The organism is Deltaproteobacteria bacterium, assembly GCA_016183175.1.
Classification (GTDB): Bacteria; UBA10199; UBA10199; order UBA10199; family SBBF01; genus JACPFC01.
Genome location: JACPFC010000003.1, coordinates 1 through 12483, shown reverse-complemented (window position 1 = coordinate 12483; position 12483 = coordinate 1). Strand labels below are relative to the sequence as shown.

Below are 12483 nucleotides of genomic sequence, written 5' to 3'. Positions count from 1 at the left end.
TCATGTCCGCCCCCTTCGAACAACTCGTCGATATCATGGCCATCCTGCGTAGCCCCGGCGGGTGCCCGTGGGATCATCAACAGACCCACCAGTCGATCGCCCCTCAACTGATCGAGGAATGCTACGAAGTCCTGGACGCCATCGAAAACAAAAACGATCCCCATTTGTGCGAAGAGCTGGGCGATCTGCTTCTGCATGTTTTGTTTCATGCCCAAATCGGCCGGGACGAAAAATCGTTCGATATCGACGACGTGGTCAATGAAATTTCAGCCAAACTCATCCGCCGGCATCCGCACGTTTTCGGCGGGATAAAAGTCTCCGGGGCCGAGGAGGTGGTTTCCAACTGGGACAAAATAAAAGCAAACGAGGCCAAAAAGCACAAGGGAGATTCGTACCTCGACCCGGTGCCCAAATCGCTCCCCGCCCTTTTTCAGGCTTTTAAGCTCTCCAAAAAAGCCTCCAAAATCGGCTTCGACTGGAACAAGACCGATGAAGTGCTTCAAAAGATCGACGAGGAAATCGGCGAACTGAAAAAAGCGGTCAAAAGCAAAAACCGAAACAATCTCGAACATGAAGTGGGCGACCTCTTTTTCGCCCTCGCCAACCTGTGCCGTTTTATAAAAATCCAGCCGGAAGAGGTCCTGCAAAAGGCCAATAACCGGTTTCGGGCGAGGTTTTCGGCCATGGAGAAGCAAATCCGGCTAAAAAAGAAAAAGATGGAACAACTCACGGCGAAAGAATGGGATGCACTCTGGAACGACGCAAAGAAAAAAACAGAATAAGGGGGGGCTCAAGGGAATTTTTCTCTTCGGCCTTGTCTTTTTTCCATCCGCCTCCAACCCCCTCCTTTCCGGCCTTGTTGACCGCAACTATTTCCTCATTTACGACACGATACAAAACCTGGGGAAACAAGTGGAAGAGGGAACCCTGCCGCACCCCGTCTATTTTCTCATGGGGGCAACGGCTTACAACGAGGAACGATATGACGATGCCCTCGAACATTTAAAAAGAGCGGAGGTGGAGGGATCACCTCTGGCCGCCCATATCCGCTATTGGATCGGCAAAACCTTAAACGCCCTCAACCGGCCGGCGGAGGCGATTGCCTATCTCCCCCCAATCGACAAGATCGAACGAAAAATCGAGGAAGACATTTTCTGGGAGCGGATGGAATCGCTGATTCTTCTCTCGCGGTGGGAAGAAGCCGAAACAGGGTTAAACCGCAGAAAGAAAGAGGCGGCAAAGGACGAGCCGGTCCGGACAAGAATCAAGTATCTCCGGGGGCAAATGGCCTCCCTCCAAGGCAAAAAGGCCATCGCCCACCGGACATGGAAAGAACTCCTCACGGAATCGGCCGGCAACCCCTTTGAAGAAGAGATTATCGATCAACTGAAAAAAGAAAATACCCCCCTTTCGGATTTTCTCTCCGAGGCCGACTGGAAGAAACGCGCCCAATCGTTGATCGAGGCGGGCCGCCCGTTGGATGCCCTCGCCATTTATGACGATCTGTACAAGACAACGGGACGGAATTTTTCCTTCGAAATCGCCAAGACCCATTTTAAGGCCCGCCACTATTCCAAGTCTGCTTCCCTTCTTCAGGAACTTATGGATCATCCGAAAGGGGGGCAAAACCGCACCGAGATTCTGTCCCTGCTTGCCGCCTCTTACGGCCGGTCGGATCAGTTTGAGGAGGCGCTCAAATACAACCAAAAGATCATCGACCTCTACCCCCGCTCAAACATGGCCCGGATGGCCCGCTATAAAATAGCCTTCATCCATCTTGACGCGGGCCAATATTCACGGGCTGTTGAGGCCTTCACGGAATATCTTTCAACAAAAAACGATTACCGCCGCGCCGAAGCGGTCTGGAATCGCTTGTGGGCCGTCTATCTGACGGGAAATTTTTCCGGCGCCCTGGACGAACTCAAAAACCTGGAGAAGAAAGAAAGAAAAAAAGATGAGCTTCTCAAAATCGCCTACTGGAAGGCCCGCTGTCTGGAACAGATGAACAAAGGGTCCGCCGCCCGGTTGATTTATGAGGATATCCATCGGCGAAAACCCACCCATTATTACGGGTTTCTCTCGGCGCAAAAAATGGCCGGAAAAAAAATCGATCCCATGGAACTGGTGGATCCCACGAATACCCCCTCTCCCCTGCCCCTCCCCCTCGAGGGGGGAGGGATTAAGGGAGGGGGTGCTTATAAAGCCGACAACTGGCGCGAAAAAATTCCCCCCGACGATCCCTTGATGACAGCCGTTCAGCTCGCTGAAATCGGGCTTTCGGAGTACGCCTTTGACGAGGCGGAGCGCTCCTCTCTTTCCAGGGAGGGAATTCCTCTTGATTCGTTGAGTCAGGCGTTGACGGCGGCGCAAAATTTCAGACAGTTATGCGCCATCGGCCGGGCCGGCCTTAAAAAAATATCGGCCGGGCGGGATAACGGGTTGTACTGGACCATGGCCTATCCGCGCGCCTATTTTCAGTGGACAACCCTTTTTTCCAAAAAACAGGCGCTGAATTCCCTCCTTGTCTGGGCAATGATGCGTGAAGAGTCTTCTTTCCATCCGGCCATCGTCTCTTCCGCGCAGGCGATCGGCCTTTTGCAGTTGATCCCGCAGACGGGTAAGGAAGTCGCCTTGCTTTTGGGGAGGGATGTCTTTCATCCGGAAGATCTGAAGGCCCCGGCGACAAACATTGAATTCGGCGTGACTTATTTAAAAAAGAGGCTGGATGAATTCGGCGGAAAAGTTCCCTACGCGCTGGCCGGCTATAACGCCGGTCCGGACGCTGTCCACAGGTGGGAGAAATGGGGGGCTAAACTCGAACCGGATGAATTCATCGAACTGATCCCCTACGACGAAACGCGCGGCTATGTAAAAAAGGTAATGACAAGTTACTGGATTTATAAAACATTATATTGAAATGAGAGAAAAGGCGAATACGGAACAAACATCTTTTGACCTCATTGTCATCGGCGCCGGGCCGGGTGGCTATGTGGCGGCGATTCGCGCCGCCCAACTCGGCCTGAAAGTCGCCTGTGTCGAGAAAGAAAAGACCCTCGGCGGCACCTGTCTGAATGTCGGTTGCATCCCCAGCAAGGCCCTTTTGGAGTCGTCCGAACTCTATGCGCAGGCCAAGGAGAGTTTCAAGGAGCACGGTATTAACTTTGAGGCGGTGTCACTCGATCTCAAAAAATTCATGGCCCGGAAGGATGACGTTGTCAAACGGCTGACCGGCGGTGTGGCCGGATTATTCAAAAAAAACAAGATTACGCATCTCTCCGGGACGGCAAAGGTCCATAAAGACAAAACCGTCGAGATAACCGGCGCCGAAGGAAAGAAGAGTTATTCCGCCCAAAATATTCTCATTGCCACGGGAAGCGTCCCGGTGGCCCTCCCCGGCATTCCCTTCGACGGTAAGCGAATCATCGACTCAACGGCGGCGTTGTCCCTCACCGAGGTTCCAGGAGAGCTCCTTGTCATCGGCGGCGGTTATATCGGGTTGGAACTCGGGTCGGTCTATCTTCGGCTCGGGAGCCGAGTCACGGTTGTCGAAATGCTCGATCGGATCGCCGTTGGGATGGATGGTGAAACGGGCGAGGCCCTTTTGCGGGCGCTTAAAAAACAGGGGATGAATTTTCGTCTGTCAGCACAGGTGGCCGGCGCCTCGATCAAAGGGAACAGGGTCGATGTCGGAATCAAAACCGCCGAGGGAAAGGAAGAAACCGTCTCTACTGATTATCTGCTGGTCGCCGTGGGGCGCAAGCCATGTACGGAGGGGTTAGGGTTGCAAGAGACGGGGGTGAAGCTGGATGAGAAGGGAAGAATTGCCGTCGACAAAAATTTTCAGACAAATGTCCCCGGAATTTACGCCGTTGGCGATGTGATTCCGGGACCGATGTTGGCGCACAAGGCGATGGAAGAGGGGGTCGCCGCGGCGGAGATTATCAGCGGTGAGAAGGCCTCCGTGAATTACAACACGATTCCGAGCGTTGTTTATACCTGGCCGGAGGTTGCTTCCGTCGGCTTGACTGAAGAAGAATGTAAAAAACAGGGAATCGCGCATAAAGCCTTCAAATATCCCTTTCTGGCCAATGGCAGAGCCCTGTCGATGGGGTATAAGGAGGGATTTGTCAAACTCATTGCCGATTCAACGACCGACCGTCTTCTTGGCGCCCACATCATCGGCCCGCGCGCCTCCGACATGATTGCCGAACTGGTTTTGGGGATGGCCTTCGAGGCGACCGCGCAGGATATCGCCATGACGGTCCACGCCCATCCGACTCTTTCCGAGGCGGTGAAGGAAGCGGCCCTGGGCCTTGGCGAAGGGGCAATTCATTTGTAATGGAACTGATCGCCAAAAAATACCGCGTCCTCAAAAGCCTGGGGCAGGGGGCGATGGGGGAGGTCTTTCTGGTTTTGCCGCCGCGGGGGGAGCCGGTGGCGTTAAAACTCCTCAAATCGTTCGAGCCCGCCAGCGGGCAGGCGGCGATTTCCCAGTTTGAAAACGAGTTCAAAGTCTTGAAGAAACTCTCGCATCCCAACATCGGCAAGATCGGCGATTACGGCTTTGATCCGGAGCAGAAAAAGGTTTTTTTCACCTCCCCATGGCTCAAAGGGACCGACCTTTACGCCGCCACCGATGGGCTCCCCTTTGAAAAGTGCGAGGATTATTTCGTTCAGGTTTTAAGGGCCATCAACTATCTGCACCAGAAAGGGATCATTCATTGTGATTTAAAGCCGGGGAATATTTTTGTCGAAAACGACAACATCCTCCTTATCGACTTTGGCCTGGCCGGCTACTGGGGGGAGTCGATCGTGGGAACCCCCACCTATCTGGCCCCCGAAATTTACCGCGGCGAACATCACAATGTCGCCAGCGATCTCTACGCCGTCGGCGTCATTTTTTATAACTGTCTTACCCGCACCCAGCCCTTTTCGGGGGCCAGCCTGCAGGAGGTTTATGACCGGCACCGCACCTATACACCCCCTCCCATCTCGCAGTTGAATCCGAAGGCGCCCGGGTACATGAGCGATGTTGTGTCGGCGCTTTTGTCCAAAAGGCCGGAGGAGCGCTATCCCTCGGCCTCTGCCGTCATCGAGGAGATCGGAGCCTATTCCAAAACGAAATATTCGGTGGAAACGCCGGAGACGCTTCTTTCCTATCTTCCCACCACCTCCGAGCTGATCGGGCGGAAAGAGATCCAGTGGCGCATCGAAAACATGGTCAACGACTTTCTTAAAGGGGAAAAAGGGGCTCCCTTTTTTGGCCTCTTTATCTACGGGGACCGGGGGCTGGGAAAGACAAAATTCATCGGCCAGATCAAGAACAGACTCCAGCTGGAAAAGGTGGTTGTGGAGGAGGCGGTGCTCCCTTTAACCGAAGAGGATCGGCATGTTTTGGCCGGCTCCCGGGCGGTGATTCTTGAAGACATGGAAAACTATCTGACCGATCCGAAAGGGAGGGGAGGGCTTCAGGCGTTCCTTTCATTTCTCGAACAAAAAATTCTCTCGCCCGAGACGACCCGATTTCTGTTTGTGGTGAGCGGCACGCGTGAGGCGGACTGGGCGCCCTTCGAGCGGCTTTTTCCCAAAGATGATTTTCAGTTCGAAAAGGTGAAGCTCGCGCCGTTTGCCGGGGAGGAGACGCGCGTTTTTCTTGAGACCGTCATCGGCCAGAAAGAGATTCCGGAAAATTTTGTCCAGGAGATCTACCGGGATACCGCGGGAAACCCCGGCCTTTGCACGCAAATTATCCAAAGCCTCATTCAACAGGGGTTGCTCTTTGATGAGTCGGGCCGTTGGAGCCCGGATCTTCTGGCCCATCTTTCAAGGGCGCTTCAAAAGGTGGAGATGCCCCGGTCTCTTGAAGAGCAAATGGAGCTCGACTATGCCTCATTCTCGTCCGAAGAAAAAGAAATTGTCGACTGGCTGGCCATTGCCGGCCATGGGCTGACCCCCCGGGCGCTTGAAAAACCGACCCGTCTGCCGAAGATCCGCAGAATCCTGGATGCCATGGAAGAAAAGCGGATTGTGCGGATTGAGGGGGGAAACAATTATGTGTTTTATCGGCAGGCGATGGTCCCTTTTGTCCGCAAAAAAATCCCCATCGAGGAGGCCCGCAGGCGTCACACCCGTCTGGCCGAACGGGATGTCGGTCTTTCGGAGGCTTTGACCTGGTTGCATCAAAGCTGGGGGGAAGACCGCGTTCTGGCCCAGACGTCCCTTGAAAAACTGGCCGACCTGATGAATCAGGAAGGGAGAAAGGAAGAGGCGCTGGAGCATTACCTCAATTTGCAAAAAACATTCTTTGTTGCGGCCCCGCTTTCCCAGCGCCTGAATTGGATCATCAAAACCGCGGATGTCCTCATCTGGCTGAATCGGTTCCGCGAGGCCTGCGAGATGCTTTCGGCCATTGAGAAGGAGGCGGAAAAAGGGGCCGATGCCATTCCGTTAAAAAGCCGTCTGGCGTTATGGGAGAAGAAGGGATTAAGCCTTCTTCATCAGGAAAAAATCGAGGAGGCGGGCCGCTATTTCAAAGGGGGCCTTGAACTGGCCGCCGGGAGCGCCGATACCCGCATGGAGCAGATCCGGTTTTTAAACGACTTGGCGGAAATCGAGGTGCTCACGGGACATCTGGAAAAGGCGATTCCCGGATTCGCAGAGGCGCGGGAACTGGCAAAACAGCTTGCAAAGTCCGAGCTCAAATATATCACCAACAACGATTTGGGGCATGTCTACCATCAATTGAAGGACTATGAGCGGGCCATTCCCCTTTTGAAAGGGGACGCAAAACTCTTTTCGACCATGAAAAGCTTTGAGCCGCTGGCGAGAGCCCTCTATTCGCTGGCGGAGAGCTACAGGGCCGTCAAAAAATTCCGCAAGGCGGTAAAAGAATACAAACATTGCATCGGAATCTGTCAAAAAGAGAACCTCTTTCCCGTTCTCTTAAGGGCCTACAACGGTTTGGGAAACATCTATCTGGCCGACAAAAAATATGAAGAGGCGTTGAGCACCTACCAGAAGGCCATTGACATCAGCGTCCGCCTTAAAGACCCCACAACCAAGGCGGCCCTTTTGGCCAACCAGGGGTTGATCTATCGGCATGAGCAAAACTGGACTTTGAGCGCCCGCCGGTTTCTTTTGGCGAGGCAGATTCTGGAGGAAAAGGAAAAGCGGCTTCCGTATGAACAGATGCTTCTTTCCAAATGCTATAACGAACTGGCGCATATCGCCCGCAAGGAAAAGGACAACCTGAAGGCGCTCTCCTTTCAGGTGGAGCTGGCCCAGATGGTGGAAAAGACCGAGACCCTTAAAGGGGAGCAATTCGCGACCCGGCGCGACCTGGCGGAGCTTTATCTGGACAATCGTCTGGTTGACCCCTTTCAGGCGGAGCTGGCGCGTTTGGATGAGTGGGCAAAGGCGCCGGAAGAAAAGGCGCAGGTAGCCGCCTTGAAGGAGCGATGGGCGAAAATCCAGATCTGCGATCAGGAGAGTACGCAGAAAGTTTCGTAAAAGAAGCGAGCCATCAGGTTTATCCTGTGGCGAGCGCTGGGGGTGCGGGGGCGCCGGAGGCAAAGCCCCCGATGTGATAGTCCGATGGGCGAAAATCCAGATCTGCGATCAGGAGAGTACGCAAAAGATGGGGTGAATTTTTCAATCTTGCGGCGGGGCAAAGAGTATTATAGATACGCGCGGCGGGCGCGGGTGATTAGCTTCCGCCTGAGGCGGACCAGCCTCTGGCTGGCAGTTGGGTGATTAGCTCAGAGGTAGAGCACTGCTTTCACACAGCAGGGGTCGTAGGTTCGATTCCTACATCACCCACATATTAAATTTGCCCCTGTAGCTTAAGTGGAGGGGTCCCCGCGAGCGCCACCGGTCCGAGCGAGCGGGGGCGGAAGTTGCAGGATCACTGAAGTTTTGAAATTGCCCCTGTAGCTCAGTGGATAGAGCACCGGCCTCCGAAGCCGGGTGCGCCAGTTCGATTCTGGCCAGGGGCGCATGCACCCTCCTGGTAAAAACGGCGACGGCTATTACTGGTGACTGTGACGGTACAGCCGATTAATTTAAACCATACACCCTCGCCGCATTGGTGCGGCCGATTTTTTGGGCGAGGTCGGGAGGAAGCTGGTTAAGCATCAACCAGGTTTTGTCGAACATGTCGGGCCCTTTTGATTTTGTTTTGCCCGGAATCCCGATGAATGTGTCGGCCCCGATCATAAACCGATCCGGATAATCGGTGATGAGTTTCATCCATGCCTCTCGGATCTTGCCGTTCTCGTCTAAGATCTGCCGGCTTTCGTGAATCGCACAATAGAGGTTCGAATGGGCTTGAAGAAGCCTCCGGACGAGATCGGGGGTCATTTCGCCGGTGTTGTCCCACCCCACATGCTGCCAGACGATTTTGGCCGATTTGTTGTGATCGAGCAGACGCTCAAAACCGGGGATCGTCGCCTTGATGGTCGACGGATTGGCGGAACTCATATTTGCCGGACGCGGGGGAAGGGATCGGTCTTTCAATACCGCTTCCATGTGGAGGTCGACCGGTATGTTATACCGGGCGGCAATATCGGCCAGCAGGAGAAAAAGGGGATGATCCGCCGCCACCTGCTCAAACGGATGTCCCTCGTGGAAGCTGAAGTGGAGCGCCGTCATTTCGCCAAACGCCCTGGCGCCGTCACCCACGATTTCTTCCGCCTTTTTTTCAAACTCCGCTTTGATCGCCGCAGTTACCGCCGATGAGTCGGTGCCGACAATCATCGGATTGAGTTCCCCTCCTCCGCCCGCCAGGGCCAGCCGGTCGGGATGTTTTCGCACCACTTCGAGCAGATCTTTATAGGTATAGCCCCCTTTCTGGTTGGATTTCTGAGGCGGCGGCATGATCAGCGCCTTGGCCACCCCCATCCTGTCCATCCGGGAGATCAGATTGACCGCGGCCGATTCGTAATCTTTGATCGACCCTCCATCCTCCCCTCCCGGTCCGCCTGGGCCCCTTCCGGGGCCCCCGGGCCTTCGCCGTCCGCCGGGTCCGCCACTTTCACCCCCTTGTTGCCGATAGCGTCCGTCAAGATGCATGTGAACGTCAATGTAACCGGGACTTCCCGATTGCGCGCCGGCAAAGCGCACCGACTCGATTCCTCCCCAGGGAAGAATCGAGCCGGCACTTAAAAGGATCATCGCTATAACTAGTCGTTTCATCGCAAATCTATTTTGCCACACGAATCATCCGCGGCAAATCGTTTTTCGCCTTGCGATCGATACCAAGGCCAGAGAGAGGGCCAACAGGATGAGACCGGCAAGGCCGCTGTTCCGGGAGCCTTTGTTGAGCTGACAGCCGCCGTCGTCTTCCGCGGCGCTCTCGTCGGTGCTTTCGTTGCTCACAGGACAGACTTCTTCGTTGTCCGCCGTGCCGTCACAGTCATTGTCGATGGCGTCGTCACACACCTCCTCCGCATCGGGATGGACATCGGCATTGGAATCGTCGCAGTCGTCGCTTTCCGCCGTATATCCGTCCCCATCGGCGTCGGTGGTGGTGGTTACGTCAGTGGTGGTTACGTCACAGGAGGTATCGAGGTCGTCGCAATCCTGGTCGATGCCGTCATCGCAAACCTCCTCGGCGCCCGGATTGAGCGACGAATCGGCGTTGTCGCAGTCGCCATCATCAGCCGTGTAGCCGTCGCCATCGGCGTCCGAGTCGCAGATATCGCCGATCCCGTCGCCGTCCAGGTCCGCCTGATCGCTGTTGGAATCGGAGGCACAATTGTCGCTCACATCGCCAAAGCCATCGAGATCGACATCGCTCTGGTCGTCATTGGCAACGGTGGGGCTGTTGTCGGTGGTATCGTTCCAGCCGTCGCCGTCGTCATCCAGGTCGCAGGCATCGCCGCCGCTTAGGCCGTCTTGGGTGTTGTCCGGGGCGTCGCCGTCGGAATCGGTCTGATCGGCATTTGCGGTTCCGGTACAGTTGTCATCACAGCTTGTCGTATTACCACCGGTGCAGTAGTTATCCGACGTACTTCCCGAGCCGTCCCCATCATCCAAAATACCGTCGTCGCCGTCATCGTCGCTATCGCACTTTCGACCCAGGCCGTCACCGTCGAAGTCATAATTGACGGGGCTGGAAAGGCCAAGGCAGAGGTCGCAGGAGTCGCCCACGCCGTCGGCATCGTCATCGGTCTGATCGGCATTCGAGACGGCAGAACAGTTGTCGCAGTCGTTGCCGATGCCGTCGCCGTCGTCGTCCGCCTGGCTGATGTTCGGGTCGGAGGCGCAATTGTCGGCGGAATCTTCAATCCCGTCGCCGTCGGCATCATCAATATGCGCCACTGCCGCCGGGGCGGCATAAAAGGCCAAAAAGGCGATTACAAAACAGAATAATGATTTTTTAAACGTCATAAAGGCTCCTTTCAACCTGCTTTGACGCCGGAGCCGGGTAAAAGGTTCAGGATGAGAGAAGATTTCGTTTTCCAGAGAAAACAGGTGATGTCAAAACACCTCACTGCACGATTCGGCGGGGACGAGGGTGTGAATCTGGCTGAAATCGGGAGGAACTAATGCCGGATCGAAAACTCCGACAAAATCGGCGCAGGTAATTTCCCCAAGGGCGGCAAGGCAGGTTGTGAGGTTCGTTTCATTGGCGATGAGCGATCCGTCATCCACCATCGCGATCACATTGGTCATGCTGGTGTCGGCCGGACCGCCGAATTCTTCCGACAGATTGATCACATCGGCCAGGCCATCACCGATGTTCGAGCAGGTTTTATGGGGAAAACAGCCGACAAGCCGGTCGACTCCCGCCTCAAGCAACTGCCGCGCTGCATGATCGGTAGCCCGACGGCAACGGTTGAGTGTCGGCTCAAAATCGAAGGTGGCTGAATTGGTCTCGCCATTGAGGGTCAAAGAGCCGGTCGTCACCGTATCGGTTTCGTCATCGATGGTTACGCTGACCTCGATTGTTTTATGGTTTGTGAAGGCCGCACTATAAGTGAGGGTGCTTTCACTTTGGGTATAAGACGTCGTGACCGTCTCTAGGGTTTCTGAGGTTTGGCCATCCGCCGAAACACTGATCTGTTCGATGCTCAGTGTGTCCTCGTCCTCGATGGTTGCATAATAGACTTCGGTGCTGTCGGAGGTCACCGTCCGGACTTTTGTGTCGGTCAAATCCGGGTTTCCCGCCTCCACCCCTTTTTGTTCGGTGCAGGCAAGGAAACCGCCGATGAGTGCAAAAAAGAGAAGCGGCCGGATGTAGAACCGCCCTTTCACTTTTTATATTTCCTTTCGATTGATCTTAAACAACTGTAAATTCAAATGCGCCACGTTGGTTTTGGGATGCTCGGTATCCTCTTCCACAAGCGAATGAAGCTTCCGCCGGAATTTCTGGAGTTCCTTTTTGGCGATTTCGAAGCCGGTGTCGGAGAGCGCCACCGTGAGCCCCGAAAACTCGCGATCCTGCGGCGAGTCCTCTTTCAAGGCCTTGGCGGCTATTTGGCCCATCTGAAAATGAAAATTGGCCACCGAAACCGATTTGACCTCATCCGGTGTGGAGAGCATGGTCTGCTTTCTTAGTAAGAGCTGTTTGCCTTCTTTGACAAGACCCAGCTCGATCAAGTCTTTGACCGCCTTTTTAATGTCCAACAGAGGGACATTTTCCCTTAAGCTCCTCTGAATCCACAAGATATCCTTTGTTTCGCGGCTCTCCAGCCGGATCAGCTCCAGAAGGGCCACATAATACCACTCCGAAAAGAGGTTGTATTGCGCCTCGGTAAGCGGGTGCGCCCGGACAAACCTCTTGTTTGCCAACAGTTCCTGAAAATAGTGGTCTTTGTCTTCATGGTTTTGGGCCTGATTGAAGTGGACCAGGCTTTCAAAATATTTTCCCTCGTCGGGTTTGAGTTCCAAGCCCTTAATGATCTTCCGGATGCCGTCGGTGGCCAGGTTTCGCTTGCCGTCGACGACGTTTTTCAAAAATCCCGACGAGGCGATTCCCGCCTTCCGGTTGAAGACGCGGTACGAAAAGTCGTCCCTTTCCTTTTTCAGCTCATTGAACCGCTTTTTCAGGTATTCCCGGTAGTTCGTATGGTCGTAGATTGAAATCATAGTTTATCTTTGCCTCCTTAGCAATGGGTCCAAAGATAGCATGATATACAGGTGTTTTCTACAGAAAACATCGGTTAAAAAAACTTAGCAACTTTTTTTGACAATGGCCGATAATAATCATTGAACCGATTGGGGCAAACGGTCGTCTAAGGGGAATCGGCGCCGGAATGCGCCAAAGCCATGGGTCTGGATAGATAAATGAACAAAAGACATCTGAAAATCCTGTTTTTAATCCTGTTCACCAGCCCCCTAGTTGAGGGGTCGGTTGCTGTCCAGTTTTTGGGGTCCACTATATCCGCTTTAACCGACGGTGATTACGACCTGTTGTCCACCACCGGTTCCCTGACAAGGGATGATCTGCTGGCGGACGATATCAGCTTCAATGACGACTTC

At 54.3% G+C, this 12483-nt stretch carries 8 protein-coding genes, 2 tRNA genes and 1 pseudogene; 7 read left to right on the top strand and 4 right to left on the bottom strand.

The window, feature by feature from the left end:
* The first annotated feature begins 2 nt into the window (after positions 1-2).
* The 6 genes from mazG to HYU99_00350 all read left to right on the top strand — a co-directional run bounded on the left by mazG (position 3) and on the right by HYU99_00350 (position 7994).
* Complete coding sequence (gene mazG, locus HYU99_00375) at positions 3-782, top strand: nucleoside triphosphate pyrophosphohydrolase (protein ID MBI2338811.1); 780 nt, start codon at positions 3-5, stop codon at positions 780-782.
* Positions 745-2916 carry a transglycosylase SLT domain-containing protein gene (locus tag HYU99_00370; GenBank protein ID MBI2338810.1) on the top strand — a complete coding sequence of 724 codons (2172 nt, stop codon included), beginning with the start codon at positions 745-747 and terminating at the stop codon, positions 2914-2916. Before mazG ends, HYU99_00370 begins: the two co-directional genes overlap by 38 nt.
* Before the next feature lies 1 nt (position 2917).
* Positions 2918-4339: a dihydrolipoyl dehydrogenase gene (lpdA, locus tag HYU99_00365; GenBank protein MBI2338809.1), complete on the top strand. Its 1422-nt coding sequence runs from the start codon at positions 2918-2920 to the stop codon at positions 4337-4339.
* On the top strand, positions 4339-7509 hold the full coding sequence (locus HYU99_00360; protein ID MBI2338808.1) for a tetratricopeptide repeat protein: 3171 nt from the start codon (positions 4339-4341) through the stop codon (positions 7507-7509). Before lpdA ends, HYU99_00360 begins: the two co-directional genes overlap by 1 nt.
* A 237-nt stretch (positions 7510-7746) precedes the next feature.
* A tRNA-Val gene (locus HYU99_00355) sits at positions 7747-7818 on the top strand.
* Between the two features lie 104 nt (positions 7819-7922).
* Positions 7923-7994: transfer RNA gene (locus tag HYU99_00350), tRNA-Arg, on the top strand.
* 61 nt (positions 7995-8055) lie between these two features.
* Here the strand turns inward: HYU99_00350 and HYU99_00345 are convergent.
* From HYU99_00345 to HYU99_00330, 4 genes and pseudogenes are all read right to left on the bottom strand, one after another.
* Positions 8056-9192, bottom strand: coding sequence for an amidohydrolase family protein (locus tag HYU99_00345; GenBank protein MBI2338807.1), 1137 nt, complete (start codon positions 9190-9192; stop codon positions 8056-8058).
* Between the two features lie 24 nt (positions 9193-9216).
* A complete protein-coding gene (locus HYU99_00340; protein ID MBI2338806.1) occupies positions 9217-10389 on the bottom strand; it encodes a thrombospondin type 3 repeat-containing protein in 1173 nt (390 codons plus the stop codon).
* A 90-nt stretch (positions 10390-10479) separates the two neighbouring features.
* Complete coding sequence (locus HYU99_00335) at positions 10480-11256, bottom strand: hypothetical protein (GenBank protein MBI2338805.1); 777 nt, start codon at positions 11254-11256, stop codon at positions 10480-10482.
* A gap of 3 nt (positions 11257-11259) precedes the next feature.
* A pseudogene (locus HYU99_00330) lies at positions 11260-12090 on the bottom strand (TIGR02147 family protein).
* A 198-nt stretch (positions 12091-12288) separates the two neighbouring features.
* Between HYU99_00330 and HYU99_00325 the strand changes: the two are divergent.
* Positions 12289-12483 (top strand): hypothetical protein (locus HYU99_00325; protein MBI2338804.1); only part of this gene is annotated, 195 nt, incomplete at its 3' end.

Coding starts and splice junctions, on each gene's coding strand:
- mazG (MBI2338811.1), top strand. CDS start 3: ATGTCCGCCCCCTTCGAACAACTCGTCGATATCATGGCCATCCTGCGT.
- HYU99_00370 (MBI2338810.1), top strand. CDS start 745: ATGCACTCTGGAACGACGCAAAGAAAAAAACAGAATAAGGGGGGGCTC.
- lpdA (MBI2338809.1), top strand. CDS start 2,918: ATGAGAGAAAAGGCGAATACGGAACAAACATCTTTTGACCTCATTGTC.
- HYU99_00360 (MBI2338808.1), top strand. CDS start 4,339: ATGGAACTGATCGCCAAAAAATACCGCGTCCTCAAAAGCCTGGGGCAG.
- HYU99_00345 (MBI2338807.1), bottom strand. CDS start 9,192: ATGAAACGACTAGTTATAGCGATGATCCTTTTAAGTGCCGGCTCGATT.
- HYU99_00340 (MBI2338806.1), bottom strand. CDS start 10,389: ATGACGTTTAAAAAATCATTATTCTGTTTTGTAATCGCCTTTTTGGCC.